Below are 18,029 nucleotides of genomic sequence, written 5' to 3' on the forward strand. Positions count from 1 at the left end.
TAAGGATCATGCAGTCGTAAAAAGGAAGATTGAACGTGAAAGTATTTATTGAACCGGGCGCTGTGGTTTGTGCAGCGGCTACACGGGTGGATTTGCTCTGGCAATCCCTGGTGGATGGCACCGTTCCCAAAGAGCCTTTGCCTTGTCCCGCCTACGATACCTGGCCCTGGCCGGAGGTATACGCCACACCGGAACCGGGTGCACTGGAACTGGGGGTGGACCGCAAAGTCCTGCGCACGATGGAAAAGCAGGCCAAGCTGGCGCTTTATGGCGCTTGCCTGTCGGCGGATGCCCGTGCGAGTTTGCAGGACAAGCATATTAGTCCGGCGCGGCGTGGGCTCTACCTCGCCATCCCTACGGTGGATGAATCAGTGCCGCCGTGGACCTTGCTGGAAACCTTGCATGAAGAATCCGCACAACCGGCGCAACCCGCCGAGCTGAATTCCACCGAATTCCTGCTGCGCGAAATTCCCGCGTTCTTCGGGCTATCCACGCTTAACAGCAATACCTGTGCGCACATTTCTGCCCGCTTTGGGTTGATGGGTGCGATGGGGGCGTATTCGCCCTTTGCCGATGCGGCGTTCCAGGCATTGATCGATGCGGTGGAGTCTATCCGCAATGGCGAAAACCACTTGGCATTGGTCGGTGCAGTCAGCCCCAAGATCAACCCGCAATTGCTGGTGCAATACAACTATTGGGGATGGGACCAAAAAGCCACCCGTATTCCCGCCGAGGCATCGGCCTTTGCCGTGGTCGGTGCGCAACCCCGGGCGACCAGTGTGAGCGGTTTCGCGCGCGGTTTTATTGCGGACCCGGCCCAGGCGATCAGTCAGCGTGCCGCCCTGTTGCAACAGGCATTGGGCAACGCGGGGTTAACGGTTAGCGATCTGGACTGGTTTATCGCCGGCGAAGATGACCTGGTGGAAAGCGCTGCCCTGGTATTGGCGGGCGCCTGCGCATCATTACCGTTTTTATTCAGCGAAGCATTTCTGGGTTACGCCGGTGCCGCCAACCCACTGCTAAACCTCAACCTGGCGCTGGCGGGTGTGCAACAGCAAATGCTGCTGGAAGGCGATTCGCGCCAGCCGCTGCAATGCTATTCGCGCAGCTTGCGCCATGTTGCCCTCAGTGCCGCTGGCCCTGAAGGCCAATATATCGTCGTCATTATCTCCAGGGAGGAAGCACTATGAGCCAGCGTGTTGTAGTCACCGGTTTGGGTGTGGTTGGTCGCCTGGGTTTCCATTGGCGCGATTTCTGGAAGGCATTGCTCGCCGGCGAATCGGCAGTCGTACCCTGGCAACCGGGAGCGATTAGCGATTTCCCGGTGCGCTACGCCGCACCTGTTGACGATGCCGCATTTACCGCCGCATTTGCCGGCCTGGTTGAATCCCTGCCGCCCATGGAACGCCGCAGCCGCTTCGGTGCTATGGCTGCCTATGCCGCCATGCACGATGCCGGTCTGATTGATAAAGACCTGAGGCTGGGCGTCGCCGTAGGCTCCGGTATTCCCGAGCGCGATACGGCCGATATGCTGCTGGCGATGACCGATGCCGGCCCGAGCTGGGACGCATTCTATGCGCGCCGTGCGCAACTCAACCCCGCCTTGCGTGGCGGCAACGACCAACTGGCTGCGGTCATTGCGCGTCAGTTCAAGGCGCGTGGCCCGGTCCAAAACTTCAGTACTGCCTGTGCCGGTGCAGCCCACGCCATCGGTAGCAGCTTCCGCATGATCCGCAACGGCGAGATCAATTGCATGATCGCCGGCGGCGCCGATTCAGTGCTCAGCCCTATGACCATCACCGGTTTGCATTTGCTCGGCGCGCCTTCCGTGAATGAAGACCTGGGCGATAAACTCTGCCGTCCCTTCGATGAAGCCCGCTCCGGGTTTATCGCCGCTGAAGGCGGTGCCTTTGTGGTACTGGAAAGCCTGGACCATGCCCGTACACGCAATGCCACTATTTACGGTGAGGTGCTCGGCTTTGGCAGTTCGATGGATGCCTACCGCGTTACTGCACCACATCCGGAGGGAAGGGGGGCCGCGCAATCCATGGAGAATGCCCTGCGCGATGCAGGTATTGCTCCGGGCGATATCGACTATATCAATGCTCACGGCACATCTACACCCTTAAATGATCCTGCCGAGACAATGGCTATCAAACACGTATTTGCAGCGGGTGACCACTATCGCAAGCTCGCGGTTAGTGCGACCAAATCCCAGATTGGCCATTGGATTGCAGCCGCCGGGGCGCCGGAGTTTATTGCGACGTTGCTGGCCGCGCGCGACGGCATTGCGCCACCCACGCTCAACCTGGAAAACCCGGACCCCGCTTGCGACCTGGACTATGTTCCGCTACAGGCGCGCCCCATGAAAATCGGTGCGGCCTTATCCAACTCGTTCGGTTTTGGCGGGCTCAATGCATCGTTAATCGTTAAGCCCTACATCAAGGAGGATGCCCATGAATACCATGGATAATTGCACCAGTGTTGTCATCACTGGCGCGGGTTGCCTGCTGCCGGGTTGCGATAGCCCGGCAGAGCTCTGGCAGCGCGCGCTGGAACAACGTTGCGCCACCGTTCCCTATGCGGATGACATGGTGCGCAGCGAACTGATCACCCGCTTCGGCCATATCAACACGCAGCAAAGCGCTGCGGCATTGGACGCGGTACCGTTCAAGCTGCGCCGCTACGCCACAGCGGCATCGCAATGGGGCATCAAAGCCACCAAAGATGCGCTGGTATCCGCCAACCTTGAACTGGCCAGCGTTGACGCTGAACGGGTTGGTGTATTCACCGCCCAGGCCGACTATTGTTACCCCGCCGTACAATCGTTTATGACCGGGATTCGCCAGCAATACGAACAAGGCGAGCTGGATATTCCCGGCCTGACCCATGAATTCCTCAATGCGCGGGGCATGGATTCATTCCTGTCGATTAAAGGCTTGTCCAACAATATGCTCGCCATCGCCAGCCTGGCGTTTGGTTCGCGTGGCGATTGCGGTGCCTATGTGCAAAACGCCAGCGCCACCCTGGCGGCATTGCGGAGCGCCATGATCAGCCTCAAACGTGGCGATAGCGACGTGGCATTGGTGATTTTTACCGGCAGCTACAACGAAGCCCTTACTCTGGCTGAACTCTTCCAGGCGCAACAACTTACTTCGGCCGGTGCGAGCAACGAATTCCGGCCGTTCGATCAAGCGCGCGATGGCGGTATTGCCGGCGAAGGCGCTATCGCATTTGTACTGGAAACCGCCGCCCGTGCCCGGGCGCGTTCGGCCCCGGTGCTGGCAACTATCGACGGCATCAGCAACACCACCCGCTTCGAGCGCGATCCCTCGGCCTATCGCCGTTGCACAGATCGTTTATTGCAAAGTATTGGCCTCGATCTGGATTCGGTGGATGCCATAGTCGCGCGCGGTCTGGGCAGCAAGGATGATGATGAGCAGGAGATCCAGCAGTTGGAACACCTGCTGGTCGACGGTCAGGCAATTCCGGTGACCTGCGCCTCTCCGATTACCGGTTTGGTACCGGCGTGCCCGGTGGATTTACTGCTGGCGCTGCAAATGCTGCAGCACCAGCAAATCCCGGCGATTGCGAACCTCACCCGCCCGGCGTCAACACGGGTGCCCTGGGTTTATCGCCAACCGCACACCAAAGCCATTGCGCGCGTGCTCAGCCTGGGCCGCTGTTACAGCGGTTTCCATTCGGCTGTTTCCCTCTCCCTGCCGTCCTTTATCGGGTAATTGCCATGACCATTTATCAAACACCGCATTCGCAACAACCGTTGCCGCAAAAATCGCTCTATCAAACGTTTGTGAAAACCCATTTAGCCAACTTGATGAACACTTTAGGCCTGGATATCCATTACACCCGGGCCCAAGGCGACTATTTATTTTATCGCGATGCACAAAACGTCGAAGTGCCGGTGCTGGATTTACTCGGCGGTTACGGCTCGCTGATTTTTGGCCATAATCATCCGCAGATTATTGCCGAAACCAAGCGCTTGCTCGACGCACAAGTGCCGGTGCATGCGCAATTTTCCTTGCGCGAAGGTTCAGGTGAGCTCGCGCGCAAATTGAATCAGGTTATGCAACGCGAACTGCAAAACGATGACGAGTTTGCGGTGACTTTCGCCAACAGTGGTGCCGAAGCCATTGAGGTGGCGATCAAGCACGCTGAATTGGAACGCGTACTCAAGCTGCAAGATTTGCTCGACGAGGTCACCCTCAATATTGAAACTGTGCAGCGCGCCATTCGCGTTGGCGATGCCAAAATTCCGGAAAATATTTATCGCCACACATCGATTCGCGAATACGTATTTGATGTGCGCAATTTTGAAGAATTAATTGTTGGCCTGGTCAATCACAACGCCACGCAATTAGTGAAACGCCCGATTTTCCTGGTGCTGGAAAAATCCTTCCACGGTAAATTAATTGGCAGTGTGCAATTAACCTACAACAAAAATTTCAGAAGGCCATTCCAGTATTTTGGTTTGAATACACGTTTTATTTCCCCGCGCGATCCGGAGCAGTTGGACCGGGTAATCAAGGAGGAACGTGTCGTTATTTTTGATCTGGCGATTGACAACGGCCAGGTGGCTATTGTTGAACGCGAACTGCCTATTTTCAGCGCATTTATTGTAGAACCGATTCAAGGCGAAGGTGGCGTAAATGTATTGGAAGCCGAATTTGCCCGGCGCGTACGCCGTGTGTGCAACCAATTGGACTGCCCGTTAATTATCGATGAAATCCAATCGGGCATGGGGCGCAGCGGCAGTTTCCTGGCTAGCACCCAAATTCCTTTAAAAGGCGATTACTACACCTTCTCCAAATCCCTCGGTGGTGGTATTGCCAAAGTGTCTGCAACCCTGATCAGAAAAAGCCGCTTGCGCAAAGAATTTAGTCTGGTGCACAGCTCCACCTTTGCAGAGGACGATCTCTCCTCCGGTATTGCATTAAAAGTATTGGCGATGCTGGATGATCCGGACTTGGGCGCCTACGAAAAAATCCGCACCAGTAGCGCAGCATTGCGCGCTGCACTGGAACGCGTACAACAAAAATTCCCGCAAGTCATTCGCGATGTGCGCGGTATCGGTCTGTTTTTGGGCGTAGAATTTTTCGAACAAAAAAATGCCAGCTCGATTTTGTTTCGTGGTAGCAGCTACAACGATTCGTTCGGTTATTTGCTCGCGGGCTACCTGTTGCACGAAGAGCGTATTCGTATTGCGCCACCGGGCAGCGCACCGAATGTATTACGCCTGGAACCATCGTTATTTTTAACCGATGCACAAATTGAGCATATCGAGCAGGCATTCACCCGTTTATGCCAAATTGTTGCTGCGCAAGATTCGTTGCACCTGGCATTTCCATTGACCGGTTCTGCACGTCAAAAACCGCGCGCCACCATAGAAAATTTCCAGCAGGATTTCACCGCCAGTGTGACTACCCCGGCAGGCATGAACCTGACGCGCCCGGTGCGCAAAGTCGCGTTCATTAATCACCTGATTACCCCGGAATTGCTCGCAGAAGTTGATCCATCATTGCAAGCACTCAGCAGCGACGAGTTGCGTCAATTTGTAGAACGCATGGAGCCCAACAAAAAGACGGCACCATTCCCGCCTGTGCGCATTCATTCGCCCCTCGGTGTAGCGGTGGATTTTTATTTATATCCACTCTGCGTAAGCTCGCATCAAATGGCGCGTTATTTAAGTGAAGGCAACCTGGATATTATTCGCGATGATATTAAAGATCGCATTAAAGCCGCGCAGACCGAGGGTTGTGAAATTGCCGGCCTGGGGATGTACACCTCCATCGTTACCAACAATTGTACCTCCCTCAAAATTCCGGATATGGCACTTACTTCCGGCAATGCATTAACCATCGGCATGGCGCTGGAAGCGATCAAACAAGCAGTGCCACGGCAATCATTAAAAATTAGTGATATGACGGTTGTAGTGGTCGGCGCTGCGGGCAATATTGCCTCCACCTATGCGTCGTTACTGAGCGAGAAAACCACGCACCTGATTTTGCTTGGCAGTGAGCGCAGCGGATCAATCAACCGTTTGCAACAAACGGCATACAGCATTTATGAAGATACCTGGCAGGAAATTATCAGCACTCCTCGCCATCAGTGGGGCGCCCTGGCAAAAGAATTAATTGCCGAAGCGTTTGTGCAGGAATGGTTTGAAAATAAAAATGCACCGGAAAAAAATATCGGTAAAACCATCGCCGCGAAATTGGTGGAGCACCATGGACAAGATCCTTTTATCACGGTATCAACCGATCTCAATCTAATTAAGCAAGGCCACATTGTGTTGTGCTCCGCCAATGCTGCTGAAGCGTTTTTAGGTGCGGAGGATTTCCGGGAGAACGCGATCGTGTGCGATATCGCGGTGCCCAATAATGTGCGCGCCGATATTGTCTCTACACGCCCCGATGTGATTTACCAACAAGGTGGTGTAGTGGCGACACCCAATGGTGAAAGCTTGCATCCAACCGCGCGCGCGTTCCTCAAATCCGGGCAATTATTTGCGTGTATGGCGGAAACGGCAGTGCTTGGTTTGTCCGGTATTAATCGCCACTATTCGCACGGTGCTATTTCCAAACAACAAGTACGCGAAATTCTCACGCTCGCCAAAGCGCACGGATTTTCGTTGGCAAGTTATAAAACCGGTAATTCGCTTTAATTCGAATACGACGCAAAAGTAAACGCCACTTTTTTTAACAACAAGTGATGTAGTGTGAATGTAAATTGGCTGGCTGATGTAAAAAATTTCAGTAAGCATCATGCAGTAGATACGATGTAGTAAACACCACGTAGTAAACAAAAGGAATTCAGTATGAAGGCTATCCGTAATAATGATTTAAATGAGCAAATCGCTTTGGTAACCGGTGCGAGCCGTGGTATCGGTCGCGCTATCGCCGTGCAACTCGCACAGCAAGGTTGTCATGTGGTAATTAATTATCGCAACGACGAAGCCGGTGCAGCGCAAACCGCGGCTGCAATCAGCGAATTGGGCCGCGAGGCATTATTAGTTCCCGCTGATGTTTCCAGCTACGCCGCGTGTGAAAATATGGTGGCTGCCGCGTTGGATAAATTTGGCCGCCTGGATGTATTGGTCAACAACGCCGGTATCACGCGCGATAATTTATTAGTCAGCCTGGAGCCGGAGGATATTCTATCCGTCATCAATACTAATTTGCTCGGCGTGATTTATCCCACCAAGGCCGTTGCCATGCAAATGATGCGTCAACGCTACGGGCGCATCGTCAATCTTTCTTCATCCGCTGCCTCCAAACCCGGCAAAGGGCAAAGCAATTACGCCGCTGCAAAAGGTGGTGTGGAAGCATTTACCAAGGCCATGGCGGTGGAATTGGCGCCGCGCAATATTTTGGTTAATGCAGTTGCACCCGGTGTGATAGTGACGGAAATGTCTGAACAAATTCGCGAATTGGGTGAAGAGGAAATTAAAGCGCGTTTGTTATTAAAACGTTATGCCGAAGCCGATGAAGTTGCAGACCTGGTGTGCTGGCTTGCCAGCCCCGCTAACCAATACATGACCGGAGAGGTATTGCACCTCGACGGCGGTTTAAAAATGGCGTAATGATTATGAACTTTCAAACAAAAAACGCATTGATTACCGGCGCCGCCACTGGAATAGGCGCCGCCACTGCCAAACAATTTTGCCAGGAACAGATAGGCACATTGATATTGCTGGATATCGCCGAACCTTTACTGCGGCAATTTGCAAAAGAATTGCGTGAAGCTTATCCACATACTTACATCATTACTTGCGTTGCCGATATTTCCAATCAACAGAAATTGCATGAATCGCTCAAACCATTGCTGCAACAAGTGGAGCATATAGACATTCTGGTCAACAGCGCTGGTGTCGGTGATGAAAACGAACCGGAAGAAAGTCAAATCTGGCACAAGGTACTCGGCATAAATTTGCACGGCACTTATTACACCAGCATTGAAGTGCTCGCGTTTATGCCTAATGGTGGGCGCATTATTAATGTGTCTTCTATTTTAGGGCGCGCAGGCAATGTGCGTAACACAGCCTATTGTACCTCCAAGCATGGGATACTGGGTTTCACCAAAAGCCTCGCGCTGGATTTGGCGCCGCGCAAAATTACCGTGAACGCAGTGTTACCCGGTTGGGTGGATACACCGATGTTGCGCCGCGAAATTGCATTGAATGCAGAAAAAATTGGCGCAGATCCGGAACAAATGTTGCGCACTGCCAAAAAGAAAATTCCTCTGAAACGCCTCACGCCCAGTGATGATGTAGCCAACCTGATTGCGTTTATCGCTTCCGCCGGTGCGGGCAGCATCACGGCGCAAAGTTTTACTATCGATGGTGGCTTCACATGCGGCGTTTAATCCAATTCACATCGCTAGCGCTATTTACCAATGCTTGTGAATTGCAAGCATTGGAAGTGAGCGGCAATGCAGCGTTAAACCTTGCTGCGCACACTGCCGGTGCGGAACCGGATTTGAGTGAACAAGGCGGTCAACTTGTAGTGAAATTTACTGAAGACCGCGACGCATTTTCGTTGGTCGGCGAAGGCCGTGCGCGCTGGAATCATGCGTATGCAAATGATTACAGCGAAGCGGCGCGCGACGATTACGAATGGAGCGCTGACTGGCGCGAACTGTATATCGCCAAAGATGTTAACCAATGGAATATCAGCCTTGGCATGCAACAGGTGGTGTGGGGCAAGGCAGACAACCTGCGTGTGCTGGACCAGGTTAACCCGCTCGATTACCGCGATTTTGTGTTGCCGGATTTAAATGATTACCGCAAACCGTTATGGATGGCCAAAGGTGAAGGTTATGTGGGCGATTGGTCGGTGCAAACATTTTATATTCCCTGGTTTGAACCTAACGATCAGGCGACACCTGGCAGTGAGTATGAATTTATTGCGATAGATCCTGAGCTCTTGCAAAGTTTCACATTGTTGCCAGAAAAAAAACCGGCACACACCGTTGATAATGGTGAAGCCGGTGTGCAAATCGCACGCAGTTTTTCCGGGCTGGATATAAATTTTTCCATCTTCCATACCTGGGATGACAACCCGGTGTATCGCCAGCAATATGCGATTGATGCCAGCGGTGAATTCATTGCTGAATTGCAACCGGAATATCACCGTCAATTGCATTTAGGTGTAGCGGCTGCATATTCATTAGCGAACGGTTTTGTATTGCGCACAGAGTGGCTGGTTATTCCCGACAGTGTTTATATGTTGAATGTAGCAGACATTAACGGCGGATTAATTGAAGAAACCACGGTGAATGCATTGCTCGGTCTGGATTATTCCTGGCGCGACTGGTTGTTCTCGATGCAAGCCAATGATCGTTATATCGATAACTGGACCAATGAATTTGCCAGCGCAGAACATCAACCCCTGGTTACCTTTTCCGCTACCGGGCAAAGTTTTTCCGGCCGTCTGGAATCGCGTATTGCAATTGCGCGTTTTACCGACGAGTCCAATGATCAATTATTGCAAATTCGCACCAGCTGGCGGCCAGACGATTATTGGGCCTACACACTGGGCGCGGATTATTTTAGCGGGCCAGCACAAGGCACCTTCGGCCAGTTTGCGCATAAAGATCGCGTATGGATAAAAGTGCAACGTTATTTTTAATTTTTTTAATAGTTATTATGGATTTTACAAGGAGCTTGTCATGAAATTTTTATCCATTGCGGCAGCAGGCATTAGCCTGTGCTTCATGTCCGCCACACAAGTGGCCGCCGTGACTGCCGATGATATTCTCTCCCAGGTGCGCAACCGCCCCGATGGTGTAGATACATTTGCCAATGCCAGTTTGGTATTGATAGAAAAAAATGGCAGCAAGCGCGTACGCGATTTGTTGTTCCTGCAAAAAGATTACGGCAAGGACGACAAGCTCACCCTGAGCTTTACCACGCCTGCGGATGTGAAAGGCGTGGTATTGCAAAGCATTAACTACGATGAATCGGTGCAAAAAGAAGATGATCAATGGATGTATCTGCCAGCGTTCCGCCAGATCCGTCGCATTGCCGCAACAGACAAACGCGGTTCTTTTATGGGTAGCCAATTTTCCTACATCGACCTGGATAAATTGCGTGTGACGGATTATCGCCAGACATTGGTGCGCGAAGAAAAAATCAATGAGCGCGATTGCTATGTAATTGAGCGCATACCATCGTCGCTGGAAGTGGTGAATCGCACCGGTTATCACAAGGTAAATGTATGGGTGGACAAGGATTCATCGGTGGTGGTGAAGCAAGTGTATTTCGATGCAAAGGGAATTCCGTTCAAAGAATTCTTTGCAAAAAAATTGGAACAAGTGCAAAACATCTGGACCGTTACCCACAGCGAAATGCGCGATCTGGTCAATGGCCGCACGTCGGAATTAATTTTCAGCGGGGTGCGTTATGACGTAGGGCTGGATGACAGTTTGTTTCAACACAATATTATGAAAACAGGAGTGAAAAATGGAAACTTACCTCAAGTTCGTTGATCGTTGGTCGCGTGCGATTATTTTCGTACTCTTTTCGATCACCCTGTTTTTTGCATTGCAGTTGGGCAATTTGACCAATGACAGCAATCCTTATCTATTGCCGGAAAACCATCCAGCGCGCAAATCCATTCTGGATATGCAGCAGGAATTCAGCGGCACTTTTGATGCAGCGATGGTGGTTGTACATAACAAACAGGATATTTTTAATCGCACTACATTGGATGCGGTTTATGAACTGACCACTGAATTTCGCAAATTAATGTTAGCCACCGACGCCGATGCGCAATACTTGCAACAGCTGGCTGATAAGTACAGTGCGCAGGTGCCGGAGTTTCGCACACTGAGTGAATCCATTGTGCGCGATGGATTGGCTCAAAGTGATTTTTTTGCGGCGGATGAATTGCTGCAAAAAACCAGGCATCTTTCACTGACCCATACCGAAGCTGCATTCCTTGCGTATTTGCCGCGCCGCTTGAACCCGATCAAGGAAATGGCAGGCCTGGCAGCATCGGATAACATTATCACTGAAGATGGTACGCTAAAAATATTCAAAAGCCTGCACGATAAGGAAGTGCCTGCCGAGCAAATCAAACGCGAGGTAATGGGCAATGAATTGATGGTAAACAGCGTGTTCTCGGCAGATAACAAATCCACCATGATTACTGTGGAATTATTTGTAAAGCAGGATGACGCCGATGGGCAGGTGCGTGCTTATGAAGCAATCAAACAATTAATTGAGGATTACCGCGCGCGCCATCCGGAGTTTACCGATGAAGTTTATATTGCCGGTGTGCCCATTTTTATCGCTGAGCAAAAAAAATTAACAGATGCCGATCTGGGCACGCTGTTACCGGTTGTACTGTTAATTGTGGGTACAATCCTGGTGGTATTTTTCCGTCGCCCCATGGGGTTTTTGTTGCCGATGCTCAACGTCATTATGTGCACCATCTGGACGCTGGGGATGATGAGTTTGATGCGCGAGCCGATGGATTTGGTAACCAGTGCCTTGCCGGTATTTTTAATTACCATTTGCGGTGCTGACGCTATCCACATGATGAACGAATATTACACGCACCATAATTCCGGTTTGCCGCCGCGCGAAGCGGTTAAAAAATCCTTGCGTGCCATGTTTTCGCCGATCGTCCTTACCACTGTCACCACAGTTGCGGGATTTCTATTTTCCACCTCGACCAATATTTCCAGTATTCAATCGTTTGGCATTTATATGGCGGTTGGTTTGGTGACGGCGCAAATTATTTCGCTGCTATTAATCCCTGCCTGGTTGAACTTAACCAAAGGCCAGCGCCAACCCGATGCGCAAAAAGAATCCGGACGTGAATACCTGGGTGAAGCATTGGCAACATTCTTCGGTGCGATGATTCGTCGCCGCCGTTTATCACTCGTCGTATTTGCAGTAGTGATGCTGGGCTGCGGTGCAATGGCCACGCGTATTGTGGTGGAGGACGCAGGTTCGGATTATTTTGCGGCGGATAATAAATTCCGTATTTCTGATGAGTTTGTTAATTCTCATATTGCCGGGACCAGTCCAGGCTGGGTGGAAATAAAAGGCGTTGGGCCCAATGCTATTTTGAATGTCGACACCGTTGCCTTTATCGATAAACTGGATAAATTTTTATTAACCCAGCAAAACGTAACTTATACCTATTCCATCGCCACTTACATTAAACGTATGAACCTGGCGTTGCACGATATGGACCCGGCATTCAATCGTTTGCCGAATAAAATCGAACAAGTCAGTTCAATTGATCCTGACACCAACCAAACCATTGTTGAGGAAATCAGTGGCGATGAAGTGGTATCACAATTGGTGCTGCTTTACGAAAATGGCGGCGGCAGTGATCTGAACAACGTGCTCACACGCGATTTTTCCAAAGCGGCAGTGTTATTTACGATGAATACCACACGGGCAACTGAATATCAGGTATTGCTGGATAATCTGAATGCATGGATCGCGGCGAACAAACCTGCCAATGTGGAACTGCAAGTGGCTGGGACTCCTGTGATCTGGACCGGTGTGTTGCACGAGATTATTAAAGGCCAATTTACCAGTTTTGTGTTGGCATTCAGTTCCATCTGCCTGGTATTGATGTTGTGGTTGCGCTCTGCGCGTTTGGGTTTGCTGACTGCGTTGCCGCTCGCGGCAACCATGGTCAGTTATTACGGCATAATGGCGGCGTTGGGAATTGAATTGAATATTGGCACTGCTCTGATTTCATTTATAGTGGTCGGTATTGTGGACTATTCCGTTCACTACTTGCATCGTGTGAAAGAACATTTCGCCAGCTCTGACAGTATTGATGAATCACTGCTGTATGCCATTCGCCATTCAGGCTCATCGATTGTTTTTAACGTTGCGCTGTTTTCGTTGGGTTTCCTCACATTATTATTTTCACAATTTACGCCGATTGCGCATCTTGGTGGGCTGGTGGCATTAGCATTGACAATCAGCGGTTTTATGTCGATCTTCCTGATCTCGATGCTGGCACCCTGGTTTATGCGCAAGGAGCCGCAAGCAGAAAATAGTGAGGCAATTGAAAACCCTCTTTTCATAAAAGCAGCAAAAACAAGTGAGTATTCATGACTAAAAATATTGTGGTGATTCTCGGGCATCCCGATTCCAACAGCTATTGCGGTTCATTGGCCGAATCCTATACGCAAACGGCGCGAGCAAACGGCCACAACGTAAAGTTATTCAAATTGGGTGACGCGAATTTTGATCCCGTTTTACACCACGGTTATAACCAGCGGCAGGAACTGGAACCTGACCTGGTGGAAATGCGCGAGGCCATTTTATGGGCTTCGCACATTGTGTTTGTTTATCCCATTTGGTGGGGTTCCATTCCCGCTTTGTTGAAAGGTTTTTTTGATCGGACATTCTTGCCCGGTTTTGCGTTTCGCTACCGCGAGAATTCTGTGTGGTGGGATAGGTTGCTTGCAGGGAGAAGTGCGCATTTGATTGTGACTATGGATACACCGCCCTGGTATTACCGCTGGATTTATAAAATGCCGGGGCACAATCAAATGAAAATTACCATTCTCGAATGGTGTGGTATCAAGCCCGTCAAAATCAGTGCGTTTGGCCCGGTGCGCAATTCAACCGACCAACAACGCGAAAAATGGCGGCAAGCGGTAATTAAATACGCCGGGCGTATTTAGGATTTTTCACTCAATCATTAAATGAATCCAAGGCAGGGTTTAATCATGCGTGTTAGTCAGAAACACTTATTTAAAATATCGATGGCATTGCTCAGTGCTTTTTTTTCCTGCACTCCGGCTGCCGCCACTCCTCCCACCAGTTCATTCGTTGCCTTTGAAAGTGGCCATGTACGGCCACTGGCAATATCGAACGATAAATCCCTGGTTTTTGCGGTGAATACGCCGGATAACCGTCTGGAAATTTTACGTGCGGAATCCGATCGCCTTGTGCATTTGCATTCGGTTCCCGTGGGAATGGAGCCGGTATCGGTAGCCGTACGCAATAAAAATGAAGTATGGGTTGTCAATCATTTATCCGACAGCATCAGCATTGTGCGTCTCGATCAGGGCAAGCCGCGCGTAACGCAAACATTATTGGTTGGCGATGAACCGCGCGATATTGTGTTTGCCGGGAAAAATAAAAACCGCGCGTTTATTACCACCGCGCATCGCGGCCAGAATGCACCTTTTGATCCGCAATTAAAAAAAGCCGGTGTTGGCCGTGCTGACGTGTGGGTATTTGATGCAACCGATCCCGGTGAAGGCTTGGGTGGAAAGCCGCTTACTATTTTAAGTTTGTTTGGCGACACGCCGCGCGCATTGGCAACCAGCAAAGATGGTTCAAAAGTGTATGCCGCCGTTTTCAATTCCGGTAACCAGACGACCGTATTGCAAGGTGATTTACCGAATGGTGGTTTGCCCAAAGCATCGCCCCATATAAATACTGCCGGTGAGCAGGCAGTATCCACTGGTGTAATTGTGAAATTCAACGGTAAGGATTGGGTGGATTCGGGGAATCCGCTGACGGGCGAAGCGCCGAAAATCTGGAACGACCGAGTCCGTTTTTCATTGCCGGACAACGACGTATTTGTGATCGATGCCGATGCGAAATTGCCAAGGAAAATTACAGAATACAAAGGTGTTGGGACGACCTTGTTTAATATGGTTGTAAATCCTAAAACCGGTACGCTGTATGTTTCCAACACTGAAGCGCGCAACAATATTCGTTTTGAGGGGCCGGGTTCCATTTCATCAACTGTGCGCGGCAATTTTGTGCAGAGCCGTATCACTGTGATTGATGATGGCAAAGTGTTGCCGCGCCATTTGAACAAACATATTAAATCCTACGATAAACCTGTCGGCACAGAAACAGAGCGGCAGTTAAGTTTGGCCACACCATTGGAAATGGTGATTTCCAATGATGGAAAAAAACTATACCTTGCTGGTTTTGGTTCGCAAAAAATTGGTATTTATTCCACTGATGAATTGAAATCCGATAGTTTTACGCCGTCACTAAACCAGCAAATTAATTTGAGTGGTGGTGGTCCGAGCGGTTTGGTCTTGGATGATGACAATCAACGCTTGTTTGTCATTACGCGTTTTGATAATTCGGTCGCTATGATCAATACCAAAAACCGTAAGGAAATTGCCAAGCTCGCGCTTTACAATCCGGAGCCGCAAACTATTGTCGATGGGCGAAAATTTTTATATGACGCAGCGCTTACATCCAGTCGCGGTGATTCTTCCTGTGCAGGTTGCCATGTCTTTGGCGATATGGATCACTTGTCCTGGGATTTGGGAAATCCCGATGCATTAATTGCCAATAACCCGCGCAAGTATGTTCCGCTCTTTGACGCATTCCCGGAATTTACCACGCCGTATTTCAATCCGATGAAAGGCCCGATGGGAACGCAAAGTTTCCGTGGCATGGCGGGCAACGGACCGATGCATTGGCGCGGTGACCGCACCGGTATTACGCACGATGCTGATGAAACATTGGAAGAGCAGGCCTTTGAAGATTTCAATGTTGCATTCCAGGGATTATTAGGACGCGCGACACCGCTCACCGATGAAGAAATTGATGCGTTCGCGAAATTTGCCATGCAGTTAACCTATCCACCAACCCCTATTCGCCGTTTGGATAATGTGCTAACGCCAAGCCAGGCTGCCGGCGAAGAAACCTTCCGCAATTTTCTTAGCACTGGTCCAGGGCTGATGTCCTGTAATGATTGCCACACCGTGGATATTGCAGCCGGCAAATTTGGTACATCCGGTTTAATGGCGGTGGAAGGTGGTGGCCTTGCTGAGAACTTTAAAACACCGCATCTGCGCAACGCCTATCAAAAAGTGGGAATGTTTGGCAGCACCGGTAGCCCGAATGACGGCTATCCATTTACCGGTGAACAAATTCGCGGCTTCGGTTACCAAAGTGATGGCAGTATCGATTCGGTCAGCGAATTCCTTACACTGGAATTCAATTTGTTCCAGTTTGAAACGGAAACCGATAAACAAAATGTGGTGGATTTTGTTTTGAGTATGGTGGGTGAGATGGCACCGGTTGTTGGCCAGCAAGTTACGCTCAACTACAAAAATGTTTTTAACAAGGCCACGCGCGATCGGATAGAACTTATGTTCGCAGCTGCGCAAGTAAAAACACCGCGCCCTGAATGTGATTTGATCGTTAAGGGAGAACTGCTTGGGCAATCTGTGGGTGGCTTGTTAAAAGATAATGGCAAATTTGCATTGGATAGTCGCAAATCTCCGCCGCTCAGTTTGGCCACCCTCATGTACGCCTCGGCCGTTAAGGGCAACACGTTGACCTTTACCTGCGCACCACCCGGCTCGGGTTACCGCATGGCCCTGGATCGCGATGAAGATGGTGTTCTGGACGGCGATGAGCGTTAATAGAAAGTAGTTTCTTGCAATACTGGTTGGTGAATATCAACCAAAGCTAATACTAGCCCGCTGGTTTTATCGCCATGCGGGCTTTGTTTTGTTGAAAAGTGTAAAAAATAAGGCAACGTTGTCAGGATGGCTTGCAGTAACAGGTTTGGGTCCGTTATTGTCGGCTGGTTCTATAATTTTTATAAATTACGACGGGCTAACATCATGAGTTCTCCAACCTCAATTCCGGGGCATGGCAACGGGTTATCTAATAATCCATCTAATAACGAGCTATCGGGTAACGGGCAACCTGGCCGTGCGTTGCCTAATCGCGTGTTATCCATCGATGTCTTTCGCGGCATCATCATTTTTACCATGGTATTTGTTAACGAGCTGGCAGGTGTTGCGGATATTCCGCAGTGGATGAAGCATCTTCCTGCGGACGTTGACGGCATGACATTTGTGGATCTGGTTTTCCCGGCGTTTTTATTTATCGTCGGTATGTCTATTCCGTTTGCAATCCAGGCGCGCGCTAATAAAGGCGATTCATCGCTGGAAATTTTTAAACACATTGTGCTGCGCAGTGTCGGGTTGATCGTGATTGGGGTGTTTATGGTTAATACCGAATCCGGTTATGACGCGGCGGCGATGAGTATCTCCATGCCGCTGTGGTCGTTGCTGATGTTTATTTATGTCTTGCTGATCTGGTCGAATTATCCCAAAACTATTTCACCTGCGATTGCGCTGGGTGCAAAGTTAATTGGTGTTGCCGGTTTAATCATGTTGTGGTGGTTGTATAAAGGCACCGCGAGTGCCGGTATGACACCGCAGTGGTGGGGAATCCTCGGGTTAATTGGTTGGGCCTATTTAATTGCGGGCACAATTTTTTTGTTGTGCCGCAATATTATTTCTGCATCCGCGCGCGTATTAACACTGGCGATTATTGCGTTAGTTTTACTCGGATTGTTTGCGATCTCATTTAAAGCTGATACAACCACTGCGCCGCTACTTGCACTGATAAAAGAGCAGGGCGGTAATTACACCCACGCTGCGATTGTGTTGGCTGGCGTTATCCTGTCGCAATTATTTTATGCCCCGCAATTTGCTACAAAGAAAGCTGGATATTATTGGTTGTTTACCGCGGTAGCGGGATTGCTGGCGCTTGCAAGCTGGCAGTTTTTTCCGATCTCTAAAATTTGGTCTACCCCGAGTTGGGGCTTGTTTAGCGTGTTTTTCTGCTGTGCAATTTTTGGTGCGGTGTATTGGTTGGTGGATGTAAAACAACAATATGCCTGGACCAAATTCTTTGAACCTTCCGCAACCAATCCTCTGCTGGTTTATATTTTGCCGTACATTTTGTTTGCATTAAGCGGGATTGTCGGCTTTCATTTTCGTCCGGAAATGTTTGATGCGGGTGTGCCGGGAATTATCTGGAGTTTGTTTTTTTCGTGCGTGATTATGTTGATTGGTGCTGGCCTTACACGGATGGGATTGCGCGTTAAGCTTTAATCTACGGTTGTGTAAATGTTTTTGATCGCGCTTTGTAGCACGTTCGTGGTCCGGTTCATTGTTTCAAAAACGCATCCATCCATGGAGCTTCCTTTCGCCATCCATGGCTCTAGGACTTTGAAACAATGAACCGG

12 protein-coding genes are annotated in these 18,029 nt (G+C 50.1%); all 12 read left to right on the top strand.

The annotated features are described in order from the left end of the window. Positions 1-35: 35 nt before the first annotated feature. The 12 genes from A596_RS03165 (at position 36) to A596_RS03220 (ending at position 17,895) form a co-directional block, all read left to right on the top strand. Positions 36-1,190 carry a beta-ketoacyl synthase N-terminal-like domain-containing protein gene (locus A596_RS03165; protein WP_039912632.1) on the top strand — a complete coding sequence of 385 codons (1,155 nt, stop codon included), beginning with the start codon at positions 36-38 and terminating at the stop codon, positions 1,188-1,190. Then, positions 1,187-2,473: a beta-ketoacyl-[acyl-carrier-protein] synthase family protein gene (locus A596_RS03170; protein ID WP_039912634.1), complete on the top strand. Its 1,287-nt coding sequence runs from the start codon at positions 1,187-1,189 to the stop codon at positions 2,471-2,473. Before A596_RS03165 ends, A596_RS03170 begins: the two co-directional genes overlap by 4 nt. Then, positions 2,457-3,740: a beta-ketoacyl synthase N-terminal-like domain-containing protein gene (locus A596_RS03175; protein WP_039912635.1), complete on the top strand. Its 1,284-nt coding sequence runs from the start codon at positions 2,457-2,459 to the stop codon at positions 3,738-3,740. Before A596_RS03170 ends, A596_RS03175 begins: the two co-directional genes overlap by 17 nt. Positions 3,741-3,745: 5 nt before the next feature. Further along, on the top strand, positions 3,746-6,682 hold the full coding sequence (locus tag A596_RS03180) for an aminotransferase class III-fold pyridoxal phosphate-dependent enzyme (protein WP_052417185.1): 2,937 nt from the start codon (positions 3,746-3,748) through the stop codon (positions 6,680-6,682). Positions 6,683-6,835: 153 nt separating this feature from the next. Continuing rightward, positions 6,836-7,600 (top strand): 3-oxoacyl-ACP reductase family protein, encoded by a 765-nt coding sequence (locus A596_RS03185; RefSeq protein ID WP_039912637.1) that lies wholly within the window; start codon positions 6,836-6,838, stop codon positions 7,598-7,600. Positions 7,601-7,605: 5 nt separating this feature from the next. Continuing rightward, positions 7,606-8,382, top strand: a complete 777-nt coding sequence (locus A596_RS03190) for an SDR family NAD(P)-dependent oxidoreductase (protein WP_039912698.1) — start codon at positions 7,606-7,608, stop codon at positions 8,380-8,382. After that, positions 8,370-9,647, top strand: a complete 1,278-nt coding sequence (locus tag A596_RS03195; RefSeq protein WP_039912638.1) for a DUF1302 domain-containing protein — start codon at positions 8,370-8,372, stop codon at positions 9,645-9,647. Before A596_RS03190 ends, A596_RS03195 begins: the two co-directional genes overlap by 13 nt. 40 nt (positions 9,648-9,687) lie before the next feature. Then, positions 9,688-10,506 (top strand): outer membrane lipoprotein-sorting protein, encoded by an 819-nt coding sequence (locus tag A596_RS03200; RefSeq protein ID WP_039912639.1) that lies wholly within the window; start codon positions 9,688-9,690, stop codon positions 10,504-10,506. Beyond that, the gene (locus tag A596_RS03205) at positions 10,481-13,108 is read left to right on the top strand and encodes an efflux RND transporter permease subunit (RefSeq protein ID WP_052417186.1); all 2,628 of its coding nucleotides are present in this window, start codon (positions 10,481-10,483) and stop codon (positions 13,106-13,108) included. Before A596_RS03200 ends, A596_RS03205 begins: the two co-directional genes overlap by 26 nt. Beyond that, the gene (locus tag A596_RS03210; protein ID WP_039912641.1) at positions 13,105-13,683 is read left to right on the top strand and encodes an NAD(P)H-dependent oxidoreductase; all 579 of its coding nucleotides are present in this window, start codon (positions 13,105-13,107) and stop codon (positions 13,681-13,683) included. The genes A596_RS03205 and A596_RS03210 overlap by 4 nt, the downstream gene beginning before the upstream one ends. A 45-nt stretch (positions 13,684-13,728) precedes the next feature. Next, entirely contained in the window at positions 13,729-16,407 is a 2,679-nt protein-coding gene (locus A596_RS03215; protein WP_039912642.1) for a YncE family protein, read from the top strand. Between the two features lie 204 nt (positions 16,408-16,611). After that, the gene (locus A596_RS03220) at positions 16,612-17,895 is read left to right on the top strand and encodes a DUF5009 domain-containing protein (protein ID WP_052417188.1); all 1,284 of its coding nucleotides are present in this window, start codon (positions 16,612-16,614) and stop codon (positions 17,893-17,895) included. Positions 17,896-18,029: the final 134 nt, after the last annotated feature.

It is taken from the genome of Cellvibrio mixtus subsp. mixtus J3-8 (genome assembly GCF_000766945.1).
GTDB classification, from domain to species: domain Bacteria; phylum Pseudomonadota; class Gammaproteobacteria; order Pseudomonadales; family Cellvibrionaceae; genus Cellvibrio; species Cellvibrio mixtus_A.